At 38.9% G+C, this 26,077-nt stretch carries 31 protein-coding genes; 25 read left to right on the top strand and 6 right to left on the bottom strand.

The window, feature by feature from the left end; all coding sequences use genetic code 11:
* The first annotated feature begins 2 nt into the window (after positions 1–2).
* The 20 genes from ACNOGP_RS16315 (at position 3) to ACNOGP_RS16220 (ending at position 18,479) form a co-directional block, all read left to right on the top strand.
* Positions 3–1,166 carry a glycosyltransferase family 4 protein gene (locus tag ACNOGP_RS16315; RefSeq protein ID WP_272720837.1) on the top strand — a complete coding sequence of 388 codons (1,164 nt, stop codon included), beginning with the start codon at positions 3–5 and terminating at the stop codon, positions 1,164–1,166.
* The gene (locus ACNOGP_RS16310) at positions 1,166–2,038 is read left to right on the top strand and encodes a glycosyltransferase (protein WP_418213221.1); all 873 of its coding nucleotides are present in this window, start codon (positions 1,166–1,168) and stop codon (positions 2,036–2,038) included. The genes ACNOGP_RS16315 and ACNOGP_RS16310 overlap by 1 nt, the downstream gene beginning before the upstream one ends.
* A complete protein-coding gene (locus ACNOGP_RS16305; protein WP_272720835.1) occupies positions 2,008–2,718 on the top strand; it encodes an acyltransferase in 711 nt (236 codons plus the stop codon). Before ACNOGP_RS16310 ends, ACNOGP_RS16305 begins: the two co-directional genes overlap by 31 nt.
* 15 nt (positions 2,719–2,733) lie before the next feature.
* Positions 2,734–3,324, top strand: coding sequence for an acyltransferase family protein (locus tag ACNOGP_RS16300; RefSeq protein WP_272720834.1), 591 nt, complete (start codon positions 2,734–2,736; stop codon positions 3,322–3,324).
* A gap of 346 nt (positions 3,325–3,670) precedes the next feature.
* Complete coding sequence (locus ACNOGP_RS16295; RefSeq protein WP_418213023.1) at positions 3,671–4,033, top strand: hypothetical protein; 363 nt, start codon at positions 3,671–3,673, stop codon at positions 4,031–4,033.
* Positions 4,027–4,362, top strand: coding sequence for an IS66 family insertion sequence element accessory protein TnpB (gene tnpB / locus ACNOGP_RS16290; protein WP_349073185.1), 336 nt, complete (start codon positions 4,027–4,029; stop codon positions 4,360–4,362). Before ACNOGP_RS16295 ends, tnpB begins: the two co-directional genes overlap by 7 nt.
* Before the next feature lie 72 nt (positions 4,363–4,434).
* Positions 4,435–6,228, top strand: a complete 1,794-nt coding sequence (gene tnpC / locus ACNOGP_RS16285; RefSeq protein WP_418213024.1) for an IS66 family transposase — start codon at positions 4,435–4,437, stop codon at positions 6,226–6,228.
* A 253-nt stretch (positions 6,229–6,481) separates the two neighbouring features.
* Entirely contained in the window at positions 6,482–7,651 is a 1,170-nt protein-coding gene (locus ACNOGP_RS16280) for a glycosyltransferase (RefSeq protein WP_272720833.1), read from the top strand.
* Positions 7,648–8,769, top strand: coding sequence for a hypothetical protein (locus tag ACNOGP_RS16275; protein ID WP_272720832.1), 1,122 nt, complete (start codon positions 7,648–7,650; stop codon positions 8,767–8,769). Before ACNOGP_RS16280 ends, ACNOGP_RS16275 begins: the two co-directional genes overlap by 4 nt.
* Positions 8,766–9,884, top strand: a complete 1,119-nt coding sequence (locus ACNOGP_RS16270; RefSeq protein WP_418213220.1) for a glycosyltransferase family 4 protein — start codon at positions 8,766–8,768, stop codon at positions 9,882–9,884. Before ACNOGP_RS16275 ends, ACNOGP_RS16270 begins: the two co-directional genes overlap by 4 nt.
* Positions 9,885–9,893: 9 nt before the next feature.
* Positions 9,894–11,177: an O-antigen ligase family protein gene (locus ACNOGP_RS16265; RefSeq protein ID WP_418213219.1), complete on the top strand. Its 1,284-nt coding sequence runs from the start codon at positions 9,894–9,896 to the stop codon at positions 11,175–11,177.
* Complete coding sequence (locus ACNOGP_RS16260; RefSeq protein WP_418213218.1) at positions 11,174–12,073, top strand: glycosyltransferase family 2 protein; 900 nt, start codon at positions 11,174–11,176, stop codon at positions 12,071–12,073. The genes ACNOGP_RS16265 and ACNOGP_RS16260 overlap by 4 nt, the downstream gene beginning before the upstream one ends.
* Positions 12,074–12,075: 2 nt before the next feature.
* Entirely contained in the window at positions 12,076–12,960 is an 885-nt protein-coding gene (locus tag ACNOGP_RS16255; RefSeq protein WP_418213217.1) for a glycosyl transferase, read from the top strand.
* Positions 12,961–12,964: 4 nt separating this feature from the next.
* The gene (locus tag ACNOGP_RS16250; RefSeq protein WP_418213216.1) at positions 12,965–13,297 is read left to right on the top strand and encodes a glycosyltransferase family 2 protein; all 333 of its coding nucleotides are present in this window, start codon (positions 12,965–12,967) and stop codon (positions 13,295–13,297) included.
* Entirely contained in the window at positions 13,219–13,965 is a 747-nt protein-coding gene (locus ACNOGP_RS16245; RefSeq protein ID WP_418214771.1) for a hypothetical protein, read from the top strand. Before ACNOGP_RS16250 ends, ACNOGP_RS16245 begins: the two co-directional genes overlap by 79 nt.
* Positions 13,966–13,973: 8 nt before the next feature.
* Positions 13,974–15,287 carry a UDP-glucose dehydrogenase family protein gene (locus tag ACNOGP_RS16240; RefSeq protein WP_418213215.1) on the top strand — a complete coding sequence of 438 codons (1,314 nt, stop codon included), beginning with the start codon at positions 13,974–13,976 and terminating at the stop codon, positions 15,285–15,287.
* A 2-nt stretch (positions 15,288–15,289) separates the two neighbouring features.
* Entirely contained in the window at positions 15,290–16,447 is a 1,158-nt protein-coding gene (locus tag ACNOGP_RS16235) for a glycosyltransferase family 4 protein (protein WP_418213214.1), read from the top strand.
* Positions 16,440–16,643 carry a hypothetical protein gene (locus ACNOGP_RS16230; protein ID WP_272720824.1) on the top strand — a complete coding sequence of 68 codons (204 nt, stop codon included), beginning with the start codon at positions 16,440–16,442 and terminating at the stop codon, positions 16,641–16,643. The genes ACNOGP_RS16235 and ACNOGP_RS16230 overlap by 8 nt, the downstream gene beginning before the upstream one ends.
* 86 nt (positions 16,644–16,729) lie before the next feature.
* On the top strand, positions 16,730–17,743 hold the full coding sequence (locus ACNOGP_RS16225) for an acyltransferase (protein ID WP_418214770.1): 1,014 nt from the start codon (positions 16,730–16,732) through the stop codon (positions 17,741–17,743).
* 7 nt (positions 17,744–17,750) lie between these two features.
* Positions 17,751–18,479, top strand: coding sequence for a WecB/TagA/CpsF family glycosyltransferase (locus tag ACNOGP_RS16220; protein WP_418213213.1), 729 nt, complete (start codon positions 17,751–17,753; stop codon positions 18,477–18,479).
* A 75-nt stretch (positions 18,480–18,554) separates the two neighbouring features.
* On the opposite strand, the gene ACNOGP_RS16215 is transcribed toward ACNOGP_RS16220, so the two are convergent.
* From ACNOGP_RS16215 to ACNOGP_RS16205, 3 genes are read right to left on the bottom strand one after another with little or no spacing between them, the layout of a single operon-like run.
* Positions 18,555–19,013 (bottom strand): N-acetylmuramoyl-L-alanine amidase, encoded by a 459-nt coding sequence (locus tag ACNOGP_RS16215; RefSeq protein ID WP_007760011.1) that lies wholly within the window; start codon positions 19,011–19,013, stop codon positions 18,555–18,557.
* A gap of 13 nt (positions 19,014–19,026) precedes the next feature.
* A complete protein-coding gene (locus ACNOGP_RS16210; RefSeq protein ID WP_007760013.1) occupies positions 19,027–19,128 on the bottom strand; it encodes a smalltalk protein in 102 nt (33 codons plus the stop codon).
* 43 nt (positions 19,129–19,171) lie between these two features.
* Entirely contained in the window at positions 19,172–19,678 is a 507-nt protein-coding gene (locus ACNOGP_RS16205; protein WP_143869278.1) for an HU family DNA-binding protein, read from the bottom strand.
* Between the two features lie 192 nt (positions 19,679–19,870).
* Here ACNOGP_RS16205 and ACNOGP_RS16200 point away from each other — a divergent pair, with 192 nt between their 5' ends.
* The gene (locus ACNOGP_RS16200; RefSeq protein WP_007760017.1) at positions 19,871–20,134 is read left to right on the top strand and encodes a DUF4248 domain-containing protein; all 264 of its coding nucleotides are present in this window, start codon (positions 19,871–19,873) and stop codon (positions 20,132–20,134) included.
* A 195-nt stretch (positions 20,135–20,329) separates the two neighbouring features.
* Here the strand turns inward: ACNOGP_RS16200 and dnaB are convergent, their stop codons facing one another.
* From dnaB to ACNOGP_RS16185, 3 genes are all read right to left on the bottom strand, one after another.
* Complete coding sequence (gene dnaB / locus ACNOGP_RS16195; protein WP_143869280.1) at positions 20,330–21,709, bottom strand: replicative DNA helicase; 1,380 nt, start codon at positions 21,707–21,709, stop codon at positions 20,330–20,332.
* An 8-nt stretch (positions 21,710–21,717) separates the two neighbouring features.
* Positions 21,718–22,335 (bottom strand): hypothetical protein, encoded by a 618-nt coding sequence (locus tag ACNOGP_RS16190; RefSeq protein WP_418213212.1) that lies wholly within the window; start codon positions 22,333–22,335, stop codon positions 21,718–21,720.
* Positions 22,336–22,621: 286 nt separating this feature from the next.
* Positions 22,622–22,924 carry a DUF4248 domain-containing protein gene (locus tag ACNOGP_RS16185; RefSeq protein ID WP_007753036.1) on the bottom strand — a complete coding sequence of 101 codons (303 nt, stop codon included), beginning with the start codon at positions 22,922–22,924 and terminating at the stop codon, positions 22,622–22,624.
* A gap of 234 nt (positions 22,925–23,158) precedes the next feature.
* Between ACNOGP_RS16185 and ACNOGP_RS16180 the strand changes: the two genes are divergently transcribed.
* The 4 genes from ACNOGP_RS16180 to ACNOGP_RS16165 all read left to right on the top strand — a co-directional run bounded on the left by ACNOGP_RS16180 (position 23,159) and on the right by ACNOGP_RS16165 (position 25,934).
* Entirely contained in the window at positions 23,159–23,563 is a 405-nt protein-coding gene (locus ACNOGP_RS16180) for a hypothetical protein (RefSeq protein ID WP_195532814.1), read from the top strand.
* Positions 23,564–23,678: 115 nt separating this feature from the next.
* Positions 23,679–24,086 (top strand): hypothetical protein, encoded by a 408-nt coding sequence (locus tag ACNOGP_RS16175; RefSeq protein WP_195532815.1) that lies wholly within the window; start codon positions 23,679–23,681, stop codon positions 24,084–24,086.
* Between the two features lie 7 nt (positions 24,087–24,093).
* The gene (locus ACNOGP_RS16170) at positions 24,094–25,395 is read left to right on the top strand and encodes a DUF3440 domain-containing protein (RefSeq protein WP_418213211.1); all 1,302 of its coding nucleotides are present in this window, start codon (positions 24,094–24,096) and stop codon (positions 25,393–25,395) included.
* Positions 25,392–25,934, top strand: a complete 543-nt coding sequence (locus tag ACNOGP_RS16165) for an IbrB-like domain-containing protein (RefSeq protein ID WP_007753026.1) — start codon at positions 25,392–25,394, stop codon at positions 25,932–25,934. Before ACNOGP_RS16170 ends, ACNOGP_RS16165 begins: the two co-directional genes overlap by 4 nt.
* Positions 25,935–26,077 lie beyond the last annotated feature (143 nt).

The raw sequence follows: 26,077 nt of genomic DNA, 5'->3' as shown, positions 1-26,077 counted from the left end.
CTATGACTATTACTTTTTATACTAATTTTATTAACCATCATCAAGTTCCACTGGCAGACTGCTTTTTTAAGTTAATAGGGGATAATTATAAAATGGTTACTTTTACTCCGTTACCAGATGAATTTAGAAAGCGTGGATATGAAGATTATTCATATAAAGAATATTTAATAAAAGCTTATGAGTCTGAGCAGCAAATGGAATACGCTTTGGAATTGAGTTTATCTTCTGATATAGTTATATTGGGAGCAGCTCCTGAATATCTGATTTCAGAACGTATAAAAAGAAACAAGGTTACTTTTCGGTATGAAGAGAGAATTTTTAAGAAAATAGACAGGCGATTGTGTCATTTGACTTATTGGAAAGAATTATATGAGAAACATACGTGCTATCGATCTAAGAAATTATATATGCTTGCTGCTAGTGCTTATAATAGGTTAGATACTTCTCTTTTATATTCGTATCCGGATAAATGTTATAAATGGGGCTATTTTATAGATGTACCTCCTATTGATATTTTTTCTTTATTAGAAAAGAAGGATAATTCTTGTATTAAAGTACTTTGGTGTGGCACAATATCACAAGTTAAACGTCCGGATTTAGTGGTAAAATTGGCCTCTATTTTGAAAGAAAAACAAATTAATGTTCATATAAATATGATTGGTAGTGGTGCTTGGGAAGACCTAATCTGCAATTTGATGAATAGACTTGATGTTTCTGATTATATCACTTTATTAGGAAATCAACATAATAAAGATGTTCTGAGATTAATGCAAGAACATCATATCTTTATATTTACAAGCGATAGAGGGGAAGGATGGGGAGTAGTTCTTAATGAAGCTATGGCTAATGGTTGTACCGTCATTGCATCAAATAAAATAGGTTCGGCTCCTTTTTTAATTAAGAATAGAGTAAATGGACTCCTTTTTAGATCTGGAGATGTTAGAAGCTTATATAGAGCTGTAAAGTTGTTAGCAGAACAAAAGGCGTTGCGTGAAAGGCTTGCGGTTGCTGCTTATAATACAATGCAAAATGAATGGAGTCCTATGTGTGCAGCGGAGAATTTTATTCAGTTGGCGACAGCTTTGCTGCATAATGAAGTTCCAAAGATAATTGATGGTCCTTGTAGTAAAGCATATATTATTAATTCCAAAAAGATTCTTGAATAATGATTTCTATTATTATATGTAATCGTAAGAAAGTATTAGACCCTAAATTAGAGAATAATATTAAAAGTACTATAGGTATTGAATATGAAATTATAAACATTGACAATAGTGATAACCGTTATAATATATTTCAAGCATATAATAAGGGAATTCAAAAATCCAAATATCCATATATTTGCTTTATGCATGATGATATTTTATACCATACTGTAAATTGGGGTAAAAATATTATTGATTACTTTAATGATCCTGCTGTAGGAATGATTGGAGTAGCTGGACCTACTTATATTAGCCAACTACCAGGTATATGGTGGGGTGTTGAAAATGAAAAATGTAGAACAGGTTCTATCCGCCAATGTAATTTAGATACAGACAGATTTGATTTGACAAGACAACATTATACCTTATACAATCCTTATAATGAAAAAGCTACAGAAGTCGTAGCGTTAGATGGCCTGTTTTTCTGTATTAAAAAAGAAATATTTGGAGACGTTTCGTTTGATGAATCTTATAATGGCTTTCATTTTTATGATATTGATATTTCCCTGCAAATAAAAAGTAAAGGATATAAATTGTTATGCGTTTATGACGTGTTAATTGAGCACATATCTGTATCTAATCTATCTTTGGAATGGGTCAAAGCTTCACGTGTTTTTTTTAATAAATGGAAAAAGCTGCTTCCTATAACTACCTGTGTTTATACAGAAAAGCAAGTGAAACAGATTGAGGAAAATAATCTTCAAACTATGCTGAATTTGTTATCCGGTAATCATGTTTCATTGATCAAGTATTATACCTTAAAAGAACTGCTACATCTTCTTTTTCATTTTAAGCAATTCGTATGGAAAAAAATAAAAAAACGGATATTCTGAAAATAATTTATTTTATTCGGCTTAATTGGAAATATTTGATTTCAATTCCACGAAGTATATATTTAAATTTCAGACTTCTGCCATTAAATCAGGCGATAAAAGTACCAATATTTTTCTCTAATTATACGCGAGTCCGTATATGCAGGAATTCACGTTTGATTATTAATTCTCATGAGATTCATGCAGGGATGATAAAAATAGGTTATACTCATTGTGATTTTTTTCTGGCTAGAGATTATAAATCTAATATTCATCTTGAAGCGGGTATTATTTTGTTCAACGGCTATGCTAATATTGGTGCAGGTTGCCGTATTTCTATAAAACAGAATGCTAAAATCGAGTTTGGGGAACAGTTTTGGTCAACAGGACCTATATTAATAATAGCTAGAAAATCCGTTCTTTTTGAGAATAATTGTGTGCTTTCTTGGAATATAACTATTATGGATCATGATGCCCACGATATATATGTTGATAATACTTTAATTAACAAGTCAAAACCTGTAGTTTTTAAGAATCATTGTTGGGTTGGGTGCAATTCAACAATTTTAAAAGGAGCTATTATACCACGTGATGGAATTATTGCAGCAAATTCTGTTATAACAAGAGAACATCATATGTCAAACACAATCATTGCAGGTGCTCCAGGAAAAGAAATATGTAAAAATGTATGTTGGAAATAAAATATATGATTGGCTATGAATAAAGAGATACGCTTAAATGATATAGTAATTTTGAGAGCTATCTCAATAATTTTGGTTGTTTTTGTACATTGTTACTACATTTATAATTATGGAATTCTTTCTGATATAGAAACAGTTGATCTAACAATCTTGCGAATTATTAATCTAGATATACTAGGACGTTTTAGAATGCCTATGTTTATTTTTATTTCGGGATTTTTGTTCTCTTTTTTGCATTATGAAAAACATAAATATCCCAAATTTACAGATCTGTTATCAAACAAATTTAAGAGATTACTAATTCCCTACTGTGTTTTCTTTCCTGTAACTGCTTGGAGTCTGGGTTTATTTGAGCAAGATAGTCATATAAATATTTTGTATCCAATTGGTCATTTATGGTTTCTATTAATGCTATTTTGGTGTTTCATTTTTACTAAAATGATTGTAGCTTATAAAGTAGATAATACATATTCTATTGGAATAATAATTTTTTTAGCTTATATATTTGCTTTTATTTCTCATCTTTTTCCAGATATCTTAGGGCTAAATGACTTTGCCAATAAATATATTTACTTTTTTTGTCGGATTTATTTGTTACAAATATGATAATATATTAAAATTGAGGAATACTTCTAAGCTGAGAATATGTTTTTTGATGTTAGTTACTATTGTTTTTCAATTATGTTGTATAATCTTATATTCTTCATCACATACAACATGGATGCGATGAATTTCGCCTGCAACGAGTCTTTTGATTGTTTTGTCTTGTTATGCATTGGTAAATAGGTTGCTAAACAGTAGAATAATAGCAAATAAACCTATATTTGAGAAGATTAATAAGTGTAGCTATGGAATATATGTTTCGCATCCTTGGATTATTGATTGTAAGCAGTCAAAAATTGGCTCATAATTGAAATCTCTATCTTCGCTGCGAACAAAAATTTTAGAATTTATGTATAGCAGTGAAGATCTTGAAAGGTTTTACTTTCAGTACCAGACCGAGGCTTTGCCTCATGGAGAATCTCTCCAATCGTTTTGTGTTAAGAACAAAGTTCCTTATAACATCTTTCAGAAATGGTACAGGGATACCCGTAGAAAAGTAGTTGAAGTCCAGGTTGATGGTGCTCCTGCAATTGGTCATGAGGAAAAATCCAGTGACATTGATCAATCTCAACCGGTATCACCAGGCAGAAATGATCACCCGGTTCGTATTTGGGTTGAGATTCGTATCAGCAATGGCTTGCATTTGTCCCAAAAGAATTTAAGCTACCCGGATTTGGTTCGTATGGTAGAGAAACTGGAGGGGTTATGTTGAGTGTTACCGGTCTGAATCATTTTTATTATGTCCGTGACTTTACCGATATGCGTTGTAAGCACAGCCGTGTGCTGTCTGTCATTCGTGAACGGCTTCACCGTGAGCCCAATGATGGAGACGTCTTTATAGTCATGTCTCGCAATCGCAGGATAGTCCGTATGTTTTCATTTGATAATCGTTCATATAGTCTGTTCGAAAAGAAGTTTGTGGCAGGCTATCAGTTCATGAAGGTGGAGCGGAACGGGGCAGATATTGTTTATCGGATTGCCTGGAAGGACGTGGTTTTGATTCTTGAGAATCCTATAGTTAAAACATTAAAAATCAGATAATCAATCTATTTATCCACTTGCGGTTTTGTGATTATTTTATTACCTTTAATGCTGTAAATCAAAGGTTTAAGTATGATCGATCTGCAAGATATAATTACAACAAAACGAGAGTTGTTGAGTAGGGAAACCTACTCACGCAACCCTATAAATTATAGTGCAGGTATGGCAGAGGATCAGAAAGAGCGGTACATACAATACCTTGCCGAACAGAATCAGGATCTTCGGTTGACAAGTGATGCCATGAAGCTTGTTTTGGAGGATTTTATGGCTCAGATGAAGGATCTGAAGGCTCAGGTGTCCTCTATGGAATCGAAACATGCTGACCTTGAAAATCGGTTATCGGAAGAGCATAAACTTCGCAAATCGGCTGAGCGTAAGATAAAATCACTTCAAGAAAAACTTGATTATGCCCATCAGGAACGTTTTGGTGATAGACGTCAAAAGATACAATCTAAAGCTAAAACAAGTGATTCAGACCGCCGGAAGGAGAAAGATGATTATGATGGAACCGATGATACGCTTCGTACGGATTCGGTTGATCATGCTCCATCTCAAGAGGTAAAAGAGTCTTCCAGGAAAGAGCGTGATTTATCCAATCGCCCTGACGGTTATAAAAGGATGGGAGTAGTTGGAGAGGCGACAGAGCATCCTTCCGATTTGACAAAGGTTCCCGGTCGCATCATTGAAAGGAGAATGGTACGGGTGTTCAGTTTCCGTACTTTCCTTACGGAAGAATGTTTTGAGATGGTTCATTATGCAGAGCCTGGTAAAAAGCCCAGGTGGGGTTATTTCCCTTCTGAAGGCCATCCGGAGGTGGTGACCAGATTCGAGGGTACTAAAGCTACTCCTGAATTTCTGCAGGCTATCGCCTATGAAGTTTATGTGAAGAATGTGACTTTCGGTCTTCTTCACCAATGGCTGACAGATATGGGCATGACCGTTTCTAAAAACACATTGCGCAACTGGCTTAAGAAAGGTAAGACATACCTGGATGAATTGGTCTGTGTATTGAAGTCCATAGCTTTGGAAAAAGACTCGATAGTGAACTGCGATGAGACCTGGTGTAAGGTGCGTAAATACGATCACTATAAGAAGTGCTATATTTGGGTTCTGGTCAACAAGGCTCAGAAAACAGCCATTTTCTTCTATGAGAATGGCTCGCGCGGTCGTGATGTACTTACAGACTTTTTGGGCGATGCAGAGTTGAAGAGTATTATGTCCGACGGATACAATGCTTATGTATTTATCGGCAATGAGCTGAAATCAGCCCGGTTTAAAGATACTGTACACCAGGTTTGTATGTCACATGCCAAGAACAAGTTTGTCAAGGCTTCCAATCAGGGTGGTGAACCGACTGCAGAACGCTTTTCCGAAATTTTAAAGGAGTTCTTTATGAGGGAGCGTAAATACGATGATGCCGGATTAACTCCCAAGGAAAGGTTCCGAGAAAGGCAAAGCCTGGCAACGAAGGAACTTCTGATAGAGTTACGCAGCTTGTTGGACAGTGAACTGACAAAGGATTCAGAATTTAGAAGCCGGTATTATAAAGAAGCTCTCAATTATCTGAACCGGTTCTGGAAAGAGCTCTTTGCTTACTTGGATGATGGTGAATTACCGATAGACAACAACCTGGCTGAGCGAACCATTCGAAAGCTGACTACCCAACGCAATAATTCACTTCATTATGGTAGTGATGCCGGTGCAGAGATGGCAGCAACTTATCACAGTGTGATTGGAACGGTAAAGCTTCATGGCAGTTCTGTCTGGAACTTCATCGGAACTTTTTTCAAAAATATCTTTAACGGATGCAGGGATTATGTTAACATGGTTCCTGACAAAATCACTTTGGCTACCAGCCAATGTTAAATTCAAGACTAATTAATTAACAAAACTCGGTTTAGGGCACTGAAAAGTGCCCTTTCAAAGGGGGATGCCCTAAATTGAGTGCTTACTTATTGATTTTATAACATCAAAAAGTGAAATCATATTAGTTGCCAAAGTTTATACTATGATTTTTCCTTTACTGTTGTTTGCCGTAGTATTAGTGCTGTCAGTCACTTTTACAAGATTATTATTAACTTGCAAAGTTGGTCGTTTTTTAATAGGATAAATCTAGCATATGAAAAGGTTATTATTCTATTATCCAACTCCATTCGATACACTTAGAGGAGGTATCGAAAGAGTTACTAATAAGTTAGCAAAAGAACTTAATAAATATGGATACGATGTATTTTATTTGCATTTGAAAAATGAAACAACTTTGGGGTTAAAAGGTAAACTGGATTATTCTGTTCAGACCTTCTTCTTACCTGAATCTCAATTGGAGCATCCTGATAATATTAAATATTATCAGAGCCTTCTCCAAGAAAAGAAAATTGATGTAGTTATTAATCAACAAGGCTTATACGAAGGTACTTATTTCGTCAGCAAAGTCGGTTATTCTAATGTTAAAATAATTTCAGTACTTCATAGTGACCCTATTTGTGGATACAGATACTTATGGCATGATTTGAAAACCTTACGAGAAATTGGATATGTAGAATGGATAAAAAGGATATTAAGATGCTGTTTATATTTCAAAATAAAAAAGGAAAGATGGAGAGATATTCAAGTGCATTATAACTTTCTTTTATATAGCAAACAAGTAATATGCGTACTATCTGAAAGTTATCTGACAACATTACAAGAAATTAATCCGTTTTTACTAAATCGTGCAGTATCCATCTCTAATCCCAATACATATGATGATGTTATATCAATACCACGAAAAGAAAAAATAATATTATTTGTGGGAAGATTAGATAATCGCTCCAAAAAACTAAGAACATTGATAACGATTTGGAAAGAAATATACAAAGAATATAAGGATTGGAAGTTGATTATTATAGGGGATGGAGAAGATAAAAAAAATCTGACCAATTTGGCTAATGGAATAAAAAATATAGAATTCACAGGATTCTTAGAACCATATGAATATTATCAACGTGCTTCTATTTTTTGTATGACATCCATTTTTGAGGGATTTCCAATGTGTTTAACGGAAGCGATGCAATTTGGATGCGTTCCTATCGCCTTTGATAGTTTTCCTGCAATTCATGACATTATACTACCTCAACAAACAGGAGAACTTGTTTGCCCTTTTAGCAAAAGAGAGTACATACAAAAAATAACTTACTTAATGCAGAATGATTCATACAGAAATGAACTGTCAAGAAAGGCATTTAATCACGTGAAGAAATATGATATTAAGAAAATTGTAGAGTGCTGGATTAATCTGATTGAAAAATGAAAAATATTTTATTAGTTCTTAGGGAACCGTTTTTGGATAGAATCCCTAGTCTGAAAAGTCTTCTTTGGTTTTTAGCAAATAAAGGATACAAAATAACTATTATTACTTCTGAATCGAAAAATTTTACTCTTATGTCGTTCAATCACGATAAAATTCGTGTGTTGAAAGTCAAACAACGCAGGCATATGTTGGAATTACCAACATCGGTTAAAATTGTTTTAAGGTCAATTCTATATATTGCATTTAATCGAATAGATTTTATTATTGGAGGAGATATGATTGGGAACATAATTTCCACTAAAATAGCTAGCTTATTCAATTGTAAACATGTATTTTTTATGCTTGAATATCCGCAAATTCCTACAAATAAACATCCTCAATTAAATAGGCTACAGAAATATGAAAATGTGGTCATTTGCAAGGCTGACTGTATTATAACTCACGATAAATGGCACAAACAATTTCTAGTAGATAACTATAAACTACCCCACGATAAAATATTCTTATTGCCTAATGCTTCTTTTACTCCAGAGTTTACCTTTAAAAGTAATTTTTTGCAAGAACGTTTGAAATTATCAAATAAAATAATTGTATTGCATTCTGGAGGATTTGGCAGGTGGTTTAAATGTAAGGAATTAGCCGATTCTGCAATTAATTGGAGTGATCATGTGAAACTAATATTTCATATGAGTCATAGGCTTGATGGGGATTTGTATTTTGAAAATATTTATACCCATCATAGTGATAATGTATGTTTTTCTTTGGATCCGGTATTAACACACGAGTTGGATATGCTTGTTGCTTCGGCTGATATCGGGATTGCATTATATTCTGTTGATGAATTGGAATATAGAGCTACTTTAATAGGACTGGCTGCAGGAAAGATAGGTAATTATTTAAAGTGTGGAGTTCCTGTTATTGCTACTAGATTACAATCTCTTTCTTATATTGAGGAATATGGTTGTGGGATATTAGTGGATGATGAAAAAGATATTATAAATGCAATTGAGTGTATTATGTCAAATCGAGCATTATATTCTCAGAATGCTTATCAATGTTATCGTACATTATGGCATCCTGAAAAGTATTTAAATTCTATTTTGACGTTTTTTTCATGACTATTCTAATTGCAATGCCATGCCTTCTTACTGGAGGCACTGAAATACAAACATTGAGCCTTGTTCGGGCATTAGTACAAGACGGACATCAAGTTACGGTGGTGTGTTATTTTGAGTATGCACCAATAATGATAGAACATTATCAAAATGAAGGCAGTAAGGTAATTTGTTTAAATCCGGCAGGTACACGAATAAGCGGATGGAATGGTATACGCTTTCTATTTAAGGGAATAAGAAAGATATTAAAAGAAAAACGGCCCGACATTGTTCATGTACAATATATGGCTCCAGGAGCCATTCCAATTCTTCTTTTACGAATGTTGGGTATGAAAAATATTATTGTTACTGTACATACGGCAGCAGATATTTATTCTAGTCTTTATTTGATACATTTTATTCAGAAACATTGTGTACGTGTGTTCACCTGTATTACTATGCGTGCGGAAAAGTCTTTTTTCGGAAGTGCAGAACTCTATAACTCAAGCACAATATTGAAAAAACGAAATCATTTCACCATTTACAATGCCTTGCCACCTTATATTCATATTCGCGAGGAACAGAAACCTTTTTCTGACGGACAAATTACATTAGGAGTAGTTAGTCGTTTGGAACGAATTAAAGGGATGGATTTGGTTATTCCTGCATTTGCCAAATTGAAAAAACAATATACGGACATTCGGCTATTAGTGGTGGGGGACGGTTCGCAAAGGAGTATAATGCAAGAACAGGCGATAGAACTGGGAGTGAATAATAGTGTTGAATGGATGGGGCGGCAGGAACAATCTCACCTCCAATCGTTATATGATCGAATTGATATTCTATTAATGCCATCACGTAGTGAGGGATTCGGTCTGACAGCAATTGAAGGGATGGCTCGCGGTTGCGTGGTAGTGGCTTCAGATACCGGAGGATTGCCGGAAGTTGTAAAAGATGGAGAAACAGGACTTTTGCATCAGGTAGAAGATGTCGAAGATATGACTGCCAAAATACAACCCTTATTGGAGAGCAGGATGAGGATTATCCAGCTTTCCCGAAATTCAGTTTCGTATGTATCACAATTCAGTTTTGCAAAATATGCTGCGGCATTTTGTAACTTATACGAACGTATAAATTGATTTATCCGGATGAATCTATTGAATTATCTTTATTTCATTATTATCACAGGCTTTGGCATTAAGTTTCTGTTTCAGCGTGCAGGAAAAGTGTGCCACCCTTTGAATAAGGAACTGATGCTTAGTTTCGACGGTCCGGAGTTGTTTTGGACGTTAACTTTCTCTACCGGCTTGTTAGCGCTTTCTGCTCCGGGAGCACTCGACTTGATGGCTATCCGGCTTTTAGTACTTGAAAGCCTTTGTTTGATAGGCTTGTTTGTGGTGAAACGGAAACCGGTATGGAGTGCGGTGAGTATTTTCTATTTGCTTTATATTGCTTGGTTACTGATAGGACTTTCCTATTCTCCTGCTCCTGCCTATGGCTTCCGGGTTATTCTGAAATATTTGTATCCATTATGTATTATGCTGTTTGCTTCGGCTGTGGTACGTGACGGGGGAGTGTTTCTAAAAGCGGGATTGTGTGCTCGATGGGTAGCGGTAGTTTGCCTCATTTTTTCTTTTGTACCGGGAATAAGTATTCTTGTACCCGGAGTGTTCTGGTATGGTACTGCTCGTGCCATTCATTTCATTCCTATCTGCATATTTTCATTGGCACTTTATTTTTATGGAAGAAAGAATAAAAAAGACTTATTGTATGCTGTTATATTCGCTATGCCTTGTTTCCTATGGGTATTTCGTACTAGTATAATGGGAACTATATTAGCCGCAATGACATTTTTTTATTTTCGATACCGGATGAAATCTTTACCTATAATAATAGGAATCATGCTATTGTCGGTCATTGCAGTCTTCACTATTCCTAGCTTGAAAGAGAAAATGTTTAAGAATGGTGATGTGACAATAGAACAATTGCAAGAAGGGAAGATTAGTAAAGATAATATTAATAGTAATGCCCGATTTGCAATGTGGGAACATTTGCAAAATCGTTTTTATACAAATAAACAATTACAAGGGTCGGGTACGGGAAGTGTGCAGAATTATATGTACACTCATCGTATTTTTGGAGGCTTGAAAGTTCCACATAGTGATTATATACAAATGCTTTGTGACAATGGAATTATTGCTGTGGTCATTTATATATTAATCGGCATTACTCTGATAATTCATACATTATCGGTTTATAACCATACTTATTCATCTGTCGTTCGACTTTGTGCTATCACTGCGGGTAGTTCTATGGCAGGCTTATTACTAACATTATATTCAGATAATGTGGTGAATTATTCGATGGCAACCCTTTCTATGCCTTTTGGATTTTATGGAATGATGTTAGGACTAAACAAACAAGATAAATGATTTCAGTAGTAATACCTCTTTATAATAAAGCACATCAGATAGCCAATACATTATATTCTGTTTTGAAACAAACTTTCCGGAATTTTGAAATAGTAGTGGTAGATGATGGAAGCACAGATAACAGTGTACAGGAAGTAGAGAAAGTGAATGACATTCGTATTCGAATTATCCATCAAAAGAATGCGGGAGTATCTGCTGCACGCAACAAAGGTATTGAAGAAGCACGTTATAATTTAATAGCTTTCCTTGATGCAGATGATGAATGGAAACCTGAATATTTGGAAACCCAATACAATTTATTTTTGAAATATCCACAGTGTAATGTGTATGCTTGTGGATATGAATTTTGTAATTCTAATGGAACTGTATCTAATACAATTATTCGTAAACTTCCGTTTCATGAGGAAGACGGAGTGTTGACTAATTATTTTGAAGTGGCAAGTTGTTCGCACCCACCAATTTGCTCTATTTCAATAATGGTCAAAAAAGAAGCAATTCAAGCTATTGGTGGTTTCCCGGTGGGTATTAAATCTGGAGAAGATTTATTGACTTGGGCACGATTAGCTGTTCATAATGAAATAGCATATTCCAGAAAAATAATGGCTATATTCCACGTAGAGGGGTATAATGTTTCGGAAAAGCCAAAGCGGATACCGGCAGAACAAGATTTGGTGGGAAATGAGTTATCCGCCTTGTGGTACCTTTATCATCCGTCTTATATGAAACAATATATTTCTCATTGGCACAAAATGCGTAGTTCCATTTATATGCGGCTCAATATGAGAAGAAAGAGTATGAATGAGGCTCTGAAAGGATTGAAATACTCTCCCTTGAATTATAAACTTTATCTATATATATTGTTGGATTTATTGCCAACTAAAATTAGACCTTTTTAAAAATGCCTGCACCTATTGTAATTTTTGCCTTTAACCGTCCCGAAGCTTTATTAAAACTTAAAGAAACATTAGAAAGAAATACGCTTTATGAAGAATCGGAAAAGTATGTTTTTGTAGATGGAGCACGTAATGAAGGAGAATGTGCCAAAGTGGAGGAAGTTGTCTCTATAGCTCGGAAAATAACTTCAAATGTCACAGTGGCAGAAAAAAATAAAGGACTGGGAAGTTCTATTATCGAAGGAGTAACCACAGTAATTAATCAATATCATAAAGTGATTGTTCTTGAAGATGATCTGATATGTTCTGAAAATTTTCTGTCATATATGAATCAGGCACTTGATTTTTATCAGAATAATTCACGGATTTTCTCTATTTGCGGGTATGGGTTGAAGATAAAACGTCCAATGGGATATATTGGAGACGTTTATTTGTCCGGTCGCTCTTCTTCGTGGGGATGGGGCACTTGGAAAGACCGATGGGAACAAGTGGATTGGGAAATAAGGGACTGGAAAGAATTGAGCTCAAACAGGAAAATGCAGAAAGCATTCAATAAAAATGGCAGTGATATGTTTATCATGTTGAAAGGATATATGGAAGGAAGAAACCGTTCATGGGCAATACGTTTCTGTTATAGTCAATTTAAGTTGGGTAAATATTCTGTTCATCCTTTTCTTTCTAAAATAGACAATAAAGGTTTTGGAGAGGATGCAACAAATTGCAGACAGAATTATTCGCGATTTAAGGTAAATATAGATAAAGAACTTAGTAATAATTTTTCTTTTGATAAGAATATTGTACCGAATAGTGATATTGAGCGACAATGTCGTAAGTATCATTCCATATTGATAAGACTATATAGTAAAATACGGAGAATATTACATGTATAAATAAATGGAAACAAATAAATGTCAGTTGTCAATTGTGATTCCCGTCTTTAATGGAAGTAACGAGATAAATATTTGTCTTGACAGTATTTATTCGCAAGGAATGTCACCGGAACAATTTGAGGTAATATGCGTGGACGATTGTTCTACTGATTCCACTGTTGAAGTAATTGAAGACTATGCAAATCGGATGCAGCCTGGAAATCTGAAAATTATCCGTCATAATGTTAATAAACGTCAAAGGGGGGGGGAAATACAGGTATTGAAAAAGCAATTGGTACATATATCTTATTTCTTGATCATGATGATTACTTTAAAGTTGGTAGTTTGTTGCAATTAGTGAGAATAGCGGAAATAAATACGGGAGTCGATATTGTGATGTTTGATTTTGAAGCCTTCACTAATGGTATAATAAGTCAGAAAAGCCACTACCTGCACAATGATACAAAGGAGATGAAAGGACGGGAGTTTTTGCAATCTCAAGAAATTCCGTGGGTACCGTGGTGTTATTTGTATCGGAGGGATTTCCTAAACGAACATTGTTTACGTTTTGAAGAGAATATTCGTTTTGAAGATGCAGATTTTGTAATGAAGTGCACAATTCTTGCCCAACGTATGTTTTTTGTTCCTTTAATAGTAGTAGGGCATACTTATTCTGATAGTCAAACTACGGCAGTAGGAAACAACGTTGGGAAAATTATTGATTTATTCCGTTTGTCAGATAGGATAAAAAAGATTGCAATGGAAGAAATGCTAGTCGACAAAGAATGCTCTAATGCAATTTTGGCACATCATCTTTTTAGGCATAAATATGATATTATGAGATATTTATGGCGGATTCCGTTCTCTCAAATGGTTTATATTCTCCGTCATTACAGAGCGTATGTACCCAATAATAATAAATGGCTGACTTTTAGTGCCCGCTATCCGTTGATATTTGCTATTGTTCTGCAATTGTTGAAACCACTCTTTCCGTTAATGAGAAAAATATATCTATCGTCTAAATAAATAAAAACATGAATATAGCAATCGTAGGAACCGGTTATGTCGGTTTGGTTTCCGGCACGTGCTTTGCCGAGATGGGAGTGAATGTGACGTGCGTTGATGTTAATAATGAAAAAATAGAAAAGCTGAAGAAAGGGGAGATTCCCATCTATGAATCCGGATTGGAAGAAATGGTATTGCGTAACCATCGGGAAGGCAGGCTGAAGTTTACAACAGACATTACTACGTGTCTGGATGATGTAGAACTTGTATTTAGTGCCGTAGGAACTCCACCGGATGAGGATGGCAGTGCAGATTTGACGTATGTACTCGAAGTAGCCCGGACTGTGGGACGCAACATGAACAAATACCTGGTATTGGTAACAAAATCTACCGTTCCGGTAGGAACGGCACAGAAAGTAAGAGCGGCCATTCAAGAAGAACTGGATAAACGGGGAGTGCAGATTCCATTTGATGTGGCTTCCAACCCCGAGTTTCTGAAAGAGGGAGCAGCTATCAAAGATTTTATGAGTCCCGATCGTGTAGTGGTAGGGGTCGATTCTGAACGTTCGAAGGAGCTGATGACTAAATTGTACCGTCCATTCTTGTTGAATAATTTTCGGGTTATTTTTACGGATATTCCATCGGCGGAAATGATAAAGTATGCGGCTAATTCAATGCTTGCCACTCGTATCAGTTTTATGAATGATATTGCTAATCTTTGCGAATTGGTAGGTGCGGATGTCAACATGGTACGAAAGGGCATTGGAAGCGATAGCCGTATAGGAAGCAAGTTTCTTTATCCAGGTTGTGGCTATGGCGGTTCATGTTTCCCGAAAGATGTGAAAGCGTTGGTGAGAACAGCAGAAAAGAAAGGCTATGTAATGAAGGTGCTGAAAGCTGTGGAAGAAGTGAATGAGCACCAGAAAGAACTTCTTTTTTATAAGCTTGAGAAATATTATGGAGGTGCGTTGAAAGGAAAGACGATTGCTATCTGGGGATTAGCCTTTAAACCCGAAACGGATGATATGCGGGAAGCTACCTCTTTAGTAATTATCCGACTGTTGAAAGATGCAGGTTGCAAAATACGTGTGTATGATCCGGTAGCAATGGATGAATGTCATCGGCGTATAGGGAATGATGTGGAGTATGCTGTCGATATGTACGATGCGGTGTTGAATGCTGACGCTTTACTACTGTTGACGGAATGGAAACCTTTCCGTTTACCGAGCTGGGGAGTGTTACAAAAGTCCATGAACCGGTCTGTTATTATAGATGGACGAAACATTTATGATGGCAAAGAATTGAGGCAATTAGGCTTTGATTATTACTGTATTGGTCAATAGAGATGAAAATTCTTCTCGTCCACAACAACTACGGTAAATATAGTGGTGAAGAGGCTGTGGTTGATAAAATGGCTTCAATGTTCCGTGAGCATGGACACGAGGTGTGTTTCTATCGCTTAACCACAGAAAGGAGTCGTGAGAGCTTATCCGGAAAGATAAAAGGTTTCCTTTGTGGCATTTATTCCCCATCAGGGGTGAAGGGCTTGCGGGAGATATTGGAACGGGAAAAGCCGGATGTTGTGAATGTACACAATCTCTACCCTTTCATTAGCCCTGCCGCTTTATTTGAATGTAAGAAGACGAAAGTACCGGTAGTAATGACGGTTCACAATTTCCGTTTAATTTGTCCGACGGGGTTATTTATGCGTAATGGCAAGCCTTGTGAGGTTTGTCTACAAAAGAGAAATGAGTGGGGTTGTATCCAATATAATTGTGAGCATTCATATTTTAAATCTGTGGGATATACATTACGAAATGTATACGCTCGTTGGACAGGAGCATATAAGAACAATGTGAGAACATTTGCTTGTATTACGGAATTTCAAAGAAAGAAGCTGATAGAGGCTGGATTTGATAAAAATAAAATAGTTGTTATTCCCAATTCGATAGATATTCCATTGAAATATAAAACAACATTTGGAAGTTATGTAGCATATATTGGTAGACTAAGTTATGAAAAAGGGTATGATTTGTTGGTGGAAATAGCCCGTAAATATCCTGAAATTCAATTCTGTTTTGCAGGTGCCAAAAGAGAAGATACTAATATTGCTTTTCCTAAAAATGTGCAATTAATGGGGTATTTGAAGGGGAAGGAGTTAGAGTATTTTATAAAAAATGCTCGTCTGGTGGTGATACCAAGTAGATGTTATGAGGGCTTTCCTATGGCTATTTTGGAAGCTGCACAGTTTGGTAAACCTTGTGTTTGTCCTGATCATGGTGGATTTACTGAAATTATAGGCAAAGGAGAGAATACGATTGGACGATTGTTTGAACCGAATAATTTGAATGATTTGGAAAAACAAATTCTAGCTTTATGGAATCAGCCTGTATTAGTAGAGGAACTAGGGCAAAAAGCCTATGAAAAGCTACAAAAAGAATACTCATCGGAAGTCGTTTATAATAAATGGAATGAATTGTTTACTAAGATACTTTATGGATAATATGCCCTTAGATTTAGATATTAGTGAGCTTTTGCCAATGGATATACACGAATGGGATAATTTGTGTAATACTCCATTGCCTTATTGTTTTTCTGACGAAGAATTTGAAAAAGAAATTGAAGAATCAGAAAAGAGTGGATGGGCAGAAGACAATGATGTGAATACATTTATAATTAAGTGGAAGAATTTAAAATAAAATCACTGATAATCAATGAATAATGAAAATGAAAACACAAACCTCTGTAACTTTGAGGGGGGGGACAAAAAGCGTGCCAAACACGTATTCTTGGCCTTGATGTTATTAGAAGTCTAGCAATCTTATTTGTAATAGCGGGACACTTTTTTGTCTTACATACTCCGTTTGGTTCTACTAATTTTGAGGGTTTATCTTTGTTTCTACAAGCAGGAATCCTCCCTTTATTTTATACGGGAGTTCCATTATTTATCATGCTGACCGGATACTTGAATATAAATAAAGTATCAAGTAAAAAATACTATCGAGGAATATGGAAGGTACTAATTGCTTATATTTTCTTTTCAATATTAACCATTATCTTTAGAAAATATTATTTGCATGAGGAACTTTCATTATTCAAATTAGGACTCAAAATTTTTGATTTCTCAGCTATTCCCTACGCATGGTATATTGAGATGTGGATTGGCTTATTTCTTTTCACTCCATTTTTGAATCTTTTATATAAGGCTATTCCCACTCAACAACAGAAAATTGTGTGGATAGGGATATTATTTACAATGACAGCCATTCCTGATTTGTTTAATCGTTATGGTTTCCATCTGGTTCCCGGATTCTGGCAAATTTGTTTCCCTTTGATGTTTTTCTTTATAGGGAGTTATATAAAAGAGTACCAACCTAAAATCAGACTATTATATGGGTGGGGAATAATTATGATATGTTGTTTGATTAATCCTATCTTCAATATATTGTTTATACATAATCATTCGTTAATTCAAATAGCGGGAGGATCTTCCGGTGTGTTTGGGACCATAATAGCCGTTATCTTCTTTTTGTTAGTTTATCAACGAGATATTCATGTTCCGCTAATAAGGAAAGTATTTACTAAAGTTTCTTTGTTATCACTAGATATTTATTTGTGTTGTTATATATTTGATGCAATTTATTATCCGTGGTTTAAGGAACATTATTTTATTAATCAGTCTCAATTCGGCATATTCTTTTTTGTAATAATTCCTTTGGTATTTATCTCATCGTTGATATTAGCACAGGTAAAGGAATGGTTATTTAAAATATTCAAAGTGAATCATCTTTGGATCTAAATTTTTTATGGAACAATACTTCAACATCAACTACGAGTTCGATAAACAAAGTGTTTTCTCTTCCATCGACCGCCAACTACAAACTGCTCTTCCCGGTTATATCTGTGTGGCGGACGGGGTTATACTGAACACGGCCAACAGGAAGCCGGACTATCTGGAAGTGGTGAACGGCAGTATGTTCTCTATTTGCGACAGCAGTTATGTGCCGCTTTATCTGCGATGGCTCTATGGAATTGAGCGGAAACAGTATTGTGGAAGTGAAATCTTTATGGACATCATCCGACAGAAAAAGTACCGGATGTTTTTTATGGGGACTTCGCAAGGTATTTTGCAAGGACTTAGCCATCATCTTTCACAGATTGACGAGCGTATCAATGGGATGACTTTCTATGAGCTTCCGTTTTGTAATGTAGAAGACTTCGATTATCCCGGAATTGCACAGATGATCGATGAAGATGGTGCAGAGATCATTTGGGTAGCTTTAGGAGCCCCGAAGCAGGAAATATTTATGAGCCGTCTGAAACCTCATCTGAAAAGGGGAGTGATGATTGCCGTTGGAGCTGCTTTTAAGTTTTATAGCGGGACAGACGTGAAGCGTGCTCCCCATTGGATGGTTAAGATGCATCTTGAATTTGTCTATCGTATCTTTAGTGAACCTAAGAAACAGTTGAAACGTTGCGCTTGGATTGTGTATACGCTTCCCGGATTGTTGTATCGGGAATGGAGAAAAAAGTAAAATAAAAAGGCGGTTCATCCATCCGAACCGCCTTTATTATCCACATACCTCTTATTTTAAGAGGAACCACTATTCCTACAAATCCTCATACTCTTTCCTCGCATCGAAGCATGGGCACGCTTTATGAACATTCGCGCTCAACTGATAATGCCCTACAATCTTAGCTTCGGGATACAGTCCTTTCAACTCACCCAATACCCGGCGGAGCGTTTCTTTTTGCGAAGCGGTTCTGGTATCCGCCGGCTTACCCAATTCATCCAGTCCACCTTCATAGCAAATCGCTAAACTGTGCAGGTTGAATCCGAGCGCGTGTGCGCCAATCTCACTCATCGGGCGGGTGTGGTGCAGCACGCCATCCTTCGTCACATAAAAATGATACCCGATACATTTGAAGCCACGTTTCAGATGGCATTGGAGCAACTGCTCCTCCGTGAAGGGAATATTCGCACGGGTAGCACTGCAATGCACAACGATATACAAAATGCTGCGCGGCACATATTCCTCCTTCAACGAGAACTCTTTCAACTCTTTCATTCGATCCGGCCGTTTAGATATGTCCCATACAAGACGTTACACCCAGAGCAGATACGATTGAAGTAGCTACTGTAATAATGATCTGTAAAATTTGTTTCCAAATAGACTTTTTCATAATTCTTGAATTTTTAAATTAATACCACCAGACATCCTAGATTTTATTCTGCCGGATCCGGAGCTTCCCCATTATTGCCGTCATCCGGATTTCCACCGCCGCCGTTTCCATTATCCGGCTTCTCGTCCGGATCGGGAACAACCGCTTCATCGCTTTCCCCTTTCTTGACCAGCGTATACTTCATCGCCTTACACATATCCAGCAGCATATTGCCCGGACGGAAGCGGACACGCGAGGTCTTGATACAGGTGGCCGCCTTAAATTTCTCTGCCGTTTCCGTAGCATTGCCGGTGGCAATCGTTACACGGAAACTGCCCATATCGCCTAGAAGGACAATATTACCCAACGCCAACTGATTCTTCATCTCCAACAAAAACTCCGTGATGCAACCCTTCAGCTCACCGATAGAATAGGAGGAACGCTCCGACACACGGCTGATTACCTCGTCCGTATCCACTCTGCGGTTACTGCGTGCCATTGCATAAAACTTAGCTGCTTCTTGTGGTTTCAACGGATTCTTACGCTCTACCACTACATACTTTTGTGCCATAAATTTAATTTTTTAATTGATGATTTTAATTGTTCTGTAATCGATTACACTGCAAAGATACCACATCCGAAAGGGGGAGTGGACGACACCGAACGACACTGAACGATGGTTATTGTTTTTGACTAAACATTTGCTTCATTGCATAAAAAAGAGTACCTTTATAGCATTAACCAAAGAATAACTCAATAGAAAATGGAAGAAGAAAAATTTCGTGTGAGATGTTACGATAAGAATGAGTTGGCGAAGATGTATTTCCCCAAGCTGAGCGATCATGTGTCTGTGGCGAAACTCCGCCGCTGGATGCGCAACTGTACCCCTCTGATGGAGGAGCTCGCAACAGGAGATTTTCATCCCAAACTGAAAATGTTCAGCGCACGGGAAGTACGTCTGATCGCGCGCTATCTGGGAGAGCCGGATGGATATGTACCGGCACAGGAACATCCGGACATCAATTGACCGTATTTTCAGAATAAAACGACTGCTTCTTCCGGACAAGACAACGGTACTTCCCGGATGATACGACCGCTCTTTTCACTTGAAAGGAGCGGTCGATTTGTTAGATAAATACGGTTGATTTCATGCAGGCAACCGCTCGATCAGACACAAAGATACGGTCGTTTGCGCATAGTTGATTTCCCGGCTGGCTGATACCTAACGGGTGGTATTTTTCTTCATCCATTCCAAATCGGGCTCGTAATCCACCAGCTTCGTCATACTCTTGTCGTGGCGGAAGTATATCTCACCGGTAGGTCCGTTACGATGTTTGGCAATATCGATTACTCCCAATCCTTCGGTCGGGTAACCGCTTCTACGGTCTGTCTCACGACCGGACAGGCTGGGACGGGAAAGCATCAGTACGAGGTCGGCGTCCTGTTCGATAGCCCCGCTCTCACGAAGGTCGCTCAGAGCGGGACGACCGTCGGGATGTCCCTCCACGTTACGGTTCAACTGGCTGAGAAGTATCACGGGGATATGCAACTCCTTAGCTATCATTTTCGCTTTCCGGCTCGCTTGAGCCACCTCCTGTTCGCGGTTACGGTTGTGCTGGTCGCTCTTCATGTCGCAGAGTTGCAGATAGTCGATGAAAAGACAATCGCAATCCCCTTTACTTTGCAGCAGTTTGGCGGACGTGCGGACATAATCCATGCTCACCGACGGATTATCGTCGATGTAAATAGGGAGGCGCGACAGCTCCGTCGATGCCTCATGGACCTCCCGGAGTTCGGACGGAGTAAGCGCCCCGCTCAGCAAGTGGGCGGGAGAAACCTCCTTCGTTGCCGCCAGCAGCCAGCGGTCTCCCAAGCGTTCCCCTTGCATTTCGAGACTGTACACGGCAATGTGATAACCGGCGGAAGCGGCGGCACGTGCCAGATGCAGCGCAAAAGCCGTCTTTCCCACTGACGGACGGGCGGCGATGACCACCAGATCACCCGGTTGCCAGCCGCACGTCAGGCGGTTCAGCTCGTTGAATCCCGTCGGCAAGCCGGTAACTCCGTTCTTGTTCGAGGCGACACGTGTCTCTATCAGTTCCACAGTATCCTCCATCAATTGCAGCATGGAGCGGAGATGCTCGGACATCCCGCATTCCTTTTCCAATTGGTCGAGAAGGGTATGCGCATCCGCCAGCGTGTCGGCTATGTCCGTTGTCTCGTCGGCAGCCTGTGCCAGCAGTTTATGGAATCCCAAGATCGCTTCACGGCGGATATACTTCTGTTGCAGGATACGGGCGTGATACTCTAGATGCGCGCTGGACGCTACGCGTGTGGTAATGCTTACCAGTGCATAAGGACCTCCGATGAAGTCGAGTTTGCCCCTTCGTGTGAGTTCTTCCTTTACGGTCATGAGGTCTATGACCTGCCCGGCACGGTACATACTCTGCAGGGCGGCATAGATTTCACGGTTCTTTTCGATGTAGAACACTTCCGGGCGCAATATTCCGGCAACCAATGTGATCGCCTTGCTCTCTATAAGGCAGGCGCCGAGTACGATTTCCTCGAGCTCGGCGTCCTGCGGGTTTACAATGTCATCCATGAATCGTTTCAATAATCATATTCATCCAGAAACGCTTTGTCCGACAGATAAGTGCTTGCCTGCACACAGTATTTCGTATCCGTCAGATGATCGTAATACTCGTCGATTTGCCGTATGCTCATACTGCGTTCGCGGGGAGAAAGTTTCTTCCATTCCCGTCTGGCACGGCCGATATTGACCCTTTGCTTCTGGGTTACCTCGTGATATTTCTCCCAGAAAACCTCGAAGGTGACACCACCTGTTTCTTCACGTGCCGCCTCACGGCATCTCTGTCCGATCAGCAAGTCATAGTCGGGGATACGGATGTGCGTGATGTACGGATTGACCACTCTTTCAATAATCCCTTCTTCGTACATCCTATCGAAGAAACGGCGTGTGCGGCTGAGTTTCCATCCGAACACTTTCGCCCAGTGGGTGAGGGAGATCACCGATTCTCCCCTCCGGCATTCGAAGGTCTGACCGTTGACGCGACACGTCACAGTGCTGTAATTGACATGGGTTAATACCAAGATGAACGCTTCGAAACTGCCCGTTGCGTTTTTAGTCATCTTCATTTGTTCCTCGAATAAGACTTTAGGGAAGAGGATGTAGCCCTTTTTCAGCATTTCTGCTATTGATTTGTTCATAACTGAATATTATTAATTCGGCTCAAAGGTATACCGGTTATTTGAACCGGGCAATTTTGCGGTTCATTCCGGTTCAAAGTGATGTTTTCAGCTCACGCCCGGAGGGGCTTTAATGCCATACGCGGGAGGGGTTTTCGGGGCCATATTTAGCGGCACCCCTCGCGGCACCCCTTGAAAATCTCTCAAACGCCTTGTAGGAAGGGGAATCCGGACGCACGTTTTTTGCGTTCCGGCACCCCATCCGGCAACTAATATATATAATAAATAAAGAATGTATTAAAATACATTATATCTTTTTCCTCATTTTGGGGATGGCAAGATAGGGATTTTCTTTAATCATTTCATATACCAGCGCAGGCGTTCCCCAACATCTCACGATGGCGGCAATCTGTTGGGGAGTAAGTGTCTGGGTGTGCGGGGTAAATCCCGCTTCCGTCAGTTGTTGCGGCAATGCCGGGTGTTCTGTTATCGTCCGGCGAAAAGCTCGCACCGCTGAACTGTTGTACTGAAAGTTCGGAAAATAAGCGATTGCCACTTCGGACAACGCATGGCAGCCGCAAAGCAGCCAGTCATAGGATTTAATTTTCATGTTCCTTTATTCATTTGGTTATGGCGCAAAAGTATGCTTTCTCCGAATGATGGGATAAACTGTTATTTTTATTGTCGGTAATTTCAATATGAAATTAGTTGGAAAATATTTAAATAAAAATCTAATTATTTAAACAATCTTCTCTATATTTGCACTCGGTATTAGATTTCATATGGCATTTCTGTTCTCTTACAGACAGTAGTGCCCGGTTTAAATAGAAATAAAGGTATTAGGATGTCGAAAATAATAAAAGAAGCACAAAAACATTTACAACAGAAAAGGGAAAAATATCGTCGTCAGGAAGAGAAGATGGAGGAAATGAAATGTACAATGCAACATACGGAAACGGAGATCAAGCAATTGGAATATGCGCTGGAAGTAATGGAAAGCGCGGAAAAGGCAGGCCGCAAGCGGAGAGTGATCGCTCATGATAAGATAAAGGAGTACTTTGCTTCTTTCAGCCGTTTCTTCGACTTTTTGCAGCACCGCTTGAATCTGTTTGTGCATTATGAGCTGGCGTGCGAGATTATCTTTGCGCGCTACCGGTTCCGAAGCAGGTCGCGCACTCCCGGAAGGGAATATCTCAGTTTCGCTACCGTACTGACTTATTTTAAAAATGAAAGGGGTATGGTGAGCTGATAGTACGAATAAAATAGAAATCTAAAGATAAAAGCATGGAAAATAAATGTTTTAGGAACAGAAACGACTAAATTGATATTTTTTCCTTATTTTTGTATGTCTATTATTGAATGATATGATACAGATAATACAATTAAAAGGAAAAGACAAACGTTTATATCGGCTGCTGGCACCTCTGGTTATGGATCCTGACGTGATACGTGCCAACAACAATTACCCGTTCAAGACGAGTGAAGACTACGTCTGGTATATTGCGGTCGATGGAAAAGAAGTGAAGGGATTTATCCCGGTGGAACAGAAGAGCAAGAAAAAGGCTGTAATAAACAATTATTATATAGGAGCTGAAAAGACGGAGCGGGAAGAGATCTTATCCGACCTGTTGCCTGCCGTAATAAAAGATTTCGGTCCTGAGAGCTGGCTGCTTCATTCCATCACACTTGTACAAGACAAAGAAATATTCGAAAAATTCGATTTTACATCCATGGATAAGAAATGGACACGTTACGTTAAAATGTATAGATAGGAGGCTTATGGGGAAAAAAGTTGCAGGCACTAAAAATGTATATGAGCTGGCACAAGAACGATTGAAAGTAATATTTAGCGAGTTTGATAATATATATGTATCATTTTCCGGAGGTAAGGATAGTGGGGTACTGCTGAATATGTGTATTGATTATATCCGGAAGAATAATTTGAAAATACGTCTGGGAGTCTTCCACATGGATTACGAGATCCAGTATAAGATGACCATCGACTATGTAGACCGGATATTGGAGGCCAATAAGGATATTCTGGATGTTTACCGAGTGTGCATTCCTTTCCGGGTGTCGACCTGCACATCTATGTATCAGTCTTTCTGGCGTCCGTGGGAGGACAGCAAGAAGAATATATGGGTACGCTCCATGCCCAAGAAAGCGATGACAAAGGAGGATTTCCCTTTTTATAATACGTCAATGTGGGATTACGAGTTCCAGATGCGTTTTGCGCAATGGTTGCATAACAAGAAGGACGCGGTGCGCACCTGCTGCCTGATCGGAATCCGTACCCAAGAGAGTTTCAACCGCTGGAGATGCATCTACATGAGCCGCAAATTCCAGATGTATCATAAGTATAAATGGACTTCAAAGGTGGGCAACGATATTTACAACGCGTACCCTATTTATGACTGGAAGACGACGGACGTATGGACGGCCAACGGTAAGTTCCAATGGGATTATAACACGCTGTATGATCTGTATTATCGGGCGGGTGTCAATCTGGAACGCCAGCGCGTGGCGAGTCCTTTCATCAATGAGGCACAGGAGAGCCTGCAACTCTACCGGGTGCTCGATCCCAACACTTGGGGCAAGATGATCGGGCGGGTGAACGGAGTCAACTTCACCGGTATGTATGGCGGTACCCACGCTATGGGATGGCAGTCGGTGAAACTTCCCGAAGGATACACATGGCGGGAGTTTATGTATTTTCTTCTGTCCACGTTGCCGGAGCGGGCACGGAAGAATTATCTCCGGAAACTGTCGGTAAGTGTGAATTTCTGGCGGACGAAAGGCGGCTGCCTGAGCGACTCGACCATCCAGAAACTGATTGACGCCAAAGTGCCGATTGTCGTGATGGACAACAGCAACTATAAAACGTTGAAGAAACCCGTGCGCATGGAATATCAGGATGACATCGACATCCCGGAATTCAAGGAGATACCTACTTACAAGCGGATGTGCATCTGCATCCTGAAGAACGACCATGCCTGCAAATACATGGGATTCTCGCCTACAAAGGAGGAAATGAGCAAAAGAAGTCAAATAATGGAACAATATAGAATCATAGTATCATGAGTGTAGATAAAAGCCCTGTTTATGAGGTAAAGGCGGTGCCTGTGGAAAAAGTGTATGCCAACGATTATAACCCGAATGTGGTGGCTCCGCCTGAAATGAAGTTGCTCGAACTGTCTATCTGGGAGGATGGATTTACGATGCCCTGCGTGTGTTATTATGATAAGGAGGCCGACCGCTATATCCTGGTGGACGGTTACCACCGCTATACGGTACTGAAGACATCGAAACGGATTTACAAACGCGAGAACGGGCTGCTCCCGATTGTCGTGATAGACAAGGACCTGTCCAACCGTATGAGCTCGACCATCCGCCACAACCGTGCGAGAGGTATGCACAACATCGAATTGATGTGCAACATTGTTGCCGAACTTGACAAGGCGGGGATGTCGGATCAGTGGATTATGAAGAATATCGGTATGGACCGAGACGAATTGTTGCGTTTGAAACAAATTTCCGGGCTTGCCGACCTGTTTGCCAATCATGAGTTCAGTATTCCGGACGAAGTTGCCCCGACGGAAACGGAGCGTAAAGTGTTGTAATCAGGCAATTAGATATGTATACTATTGTTAATTTTTCTTTTTTGGAAAATAACCTTTCTGAAAATTGTATATATTAATCAAATCGGTTACATTTGTAACCATAAACAAAACGGAGACAGCGTCTCTTTAGTAAACAATAGAAT

The organism is Bacteroides difficilis (genome assembly GCF_048319815.1).
Classification (GTDB): domain Bacteria; phylum Bacteroidota; class Bacteroidia; order Bacteroidales; family Bacteroidaceae; genus Bacteroides; species Bacteroides zhangwenhongii.
This window is presented reverse-complemented; position numbering and strand designations above follow the sequence as displayed.

What these genes read in the sequence shown, in the direction of transcription:
- ACNOGP_RS16215 (WP_007760011.1), bottom strand. Translation starts at nt 19,013, where the DNA reads ATGAAAGAGTTGAAAGAGTTCTCGTTGAAGGAGGAATATGTGCCGCGC.
- ACNOGP_RS16180 (WP_195532814.1), top strand. Translation starts at nt 23,159, where the DNA reads ATGTCGAAAATAATAAAAGAAGCACAAAAACATTTACAACAGAAAAGG.
- ACNOGP_RS16220 (WP_418213213.1), top strand. Translation starts at nt 17,751, where the DNA reads ATGGAACAATACTTCAACATCAACTACGAGTTCGATAAACAAAGTGTT.
- ACNOGP_RS16210 (WP_007760013.1), bottom strand. Translation starts at nt 19,128, where the DNA reads ATGAAAAAGTCTATTTGGAAACAAATTTTACAGATCATTATTACAGTA.
- tnpB (WP_349073185.1), top strand. Translation starts at nt 4,027, where the DNA reads ATGTTGAGTGTTACCGGTCTGAATCATTTTTATTATGTCCGTGACTTT.
- ACNOGP_RS16205 (WP_143869278.1), bottom strand. Translation starts at nt 19,678, where the DNA reads ATGGCACAAAAGTATGTAGTGGTAGAGCGTAAGAATCCGTTGAAACCA.
- ACNOGP_RS16235 (WP_418213214.1), top strand. Translation starts at nt 15,290, where the DNA reads ATGAAAATTCTTCTCGTCCACAACAACTACGGTAAATATAGTGGTGAA.
- ACNOGP_RS16315 (WP_272720837.1), top strand. Translation starts at nt 3, where the DNA reads ATGACTATTACTTTTTATACTAATTTTATTAACCATCATCAAGTTCCA.
- ACNOGP_RS16255 (WP_418213217.1), top strand. Translation starts at nt 12,076, where the DNA reads ATGCCTGCACCTATTGTAATTTTTGCCTTTAACCGTCCCGAAGCTTTA.
- ACNOGP_RS16165 (WP_007753026.1), top strand. Translation starts at nt 25,392, where the DNA reads ATGAGTGTAGATAAAAGCCCTGTTTATGAGGTAAAGGCGGTGCCTGTG.
- ACNOGP_RS16260 (WP_418213218.1), top strand. Translation starts at nt 11,174, where the DNA reads ATGATTTCAGTAGTAATACCTCTTTATAATAAAGCACATCAGATAGCC.
- ACNOGP_RS16310 (WP_418213221.1), top strand. Translation starts at nt 1,166, where the DNA reads ATGATTTCTATTATTATATGTAATCGTAAGAAAGTATTAGACCCTAAA.
- ACNOGP_RS16270 (WP_418213220.1), top strand. Translation starts at nt 8,766, where the DNA reads ATGACTATTCTAATTGCAATGCCATGCCTTCTTACTGGAGGCACTGAA.
- tnpC (WP_418213024.1), top strand. Translation starts at nt 4,435, where the DNA reads ATGATCGATCTGCAAGATATAATTACAACAAAACGAGAGTTGTTGAGT.
- ACNOGP_RS16250 (WP_418213216.1), top strand. Translation starts at nt 12,965, where the DNA reads ATGGAAACAAATAAATGTCAGTTGTCAATTGTGATTCCCGTCTTTAAT.
- ACNOGP_RS16305 (WP_272720835.1), top strand. Translation starts at nt 2,008, where the DNA reads ATGGAAAAAAATAAAAAAACGGATATTCTGAAAATAATTTATTTTATT.
- ACNOGP_RS16265 (WP_418213219.1), top strand. Translation starts at nt 9,894, where the DNA reads ATGAATCTATTGAATTATCTTTATTTCATTATTATCACAGGCTTTGGC.
- ACNOGP_RS16230 (WP_272720824.1), top strand. Translation starts at nt 16,440, where the DNA reads ATGGATAATATGCCCTTAGATTTAGATATTAGTGAGCTTTTGCCAATG.
- ACNOGP_RS16175 (WP_195532815.1), top strand. Translation starts at nt 23,679, where the DNA reads ATGATACAGATAATACAATTAAAAGGAAAAGACAAACGTTTATATCGG.
- ACNOGP_RS16275 (WP_272720832.1), top strand. Translation starts at nt 7,648, where the DNA reads ATGAAAAATATTTTATTAGTTCTTAGGGAACCGTTTTTGGATAGAATC.
- ACNOGP_RS16170 (WP_418213211.1), top strand. Translation starts at nt 24,094, where the DNA reads ATGGGGAAAAAAGTTGCAGGCACTAAAAATGTATATGAGCTGGCACAA.
- ACNOGP_RS16300 (WP_272720834.1), top strand. Translation starts at nt 2,734, where the DNA reads ATGAATAAAGAGATACGCTTAAATGATATAGTAATTTTGAGAGCTATC.
- ACNOGP_RS16190 (WP_418213212.1), bottom strand. Translation starts at nt 22,335, where the DNA reads ATGAACAAATCAATAGCAGAAATGCTGAAAAAGGGCTACATCCTCTTC.
- ACNOGP_RS16240 (WP_418213215.1), top strand. Translation starts at nt 13,974, where the DNA reads ATGAATATAGCAATCGTAGGAACCGGTTATGTCGGTTTGGTTTCCGGC.
- ACNOGP_RS16295 (WP_418213023.1), top strand. Translation starts at nt 3,671, where the DNA reads ATGTATAGCAGTGAAGATCTTGAAAGGTTTTACTTTCAGTACCAGACC.
- ACNOGP_RS16280 (WP_272720833.1), top strand. Translation starts at nt 6,482, where the DNA reads ATGAAAAGGTTATTATTCTATTATCCAACTCCATTCGATACACTTAGA.
- ACNOGP_RS16200 (WP_007760017.1), top strand. Translation starts at nt 19,871, where the DNA reads ATGGAAGAAGAAAAATTTCGTGTGAGATGTTACGATAAGAATGAGTTG.
- dnaB (WP_143869280.1), bottom strand. Translation starts at nt 21,709, where the DNA reads ATGGATGACATTGTAAACCCGCAGGACGCCGAGCTCGAGGAAATCGTA.
- ACNOGP_RS16185 (WP_007753036.1), bottom strand. Translation starts at nt 22,924, where the DNA reads ATGAAAATTAAATCCTATGACTGGCTGCTTTGCGGCTGCCATGCGTTG.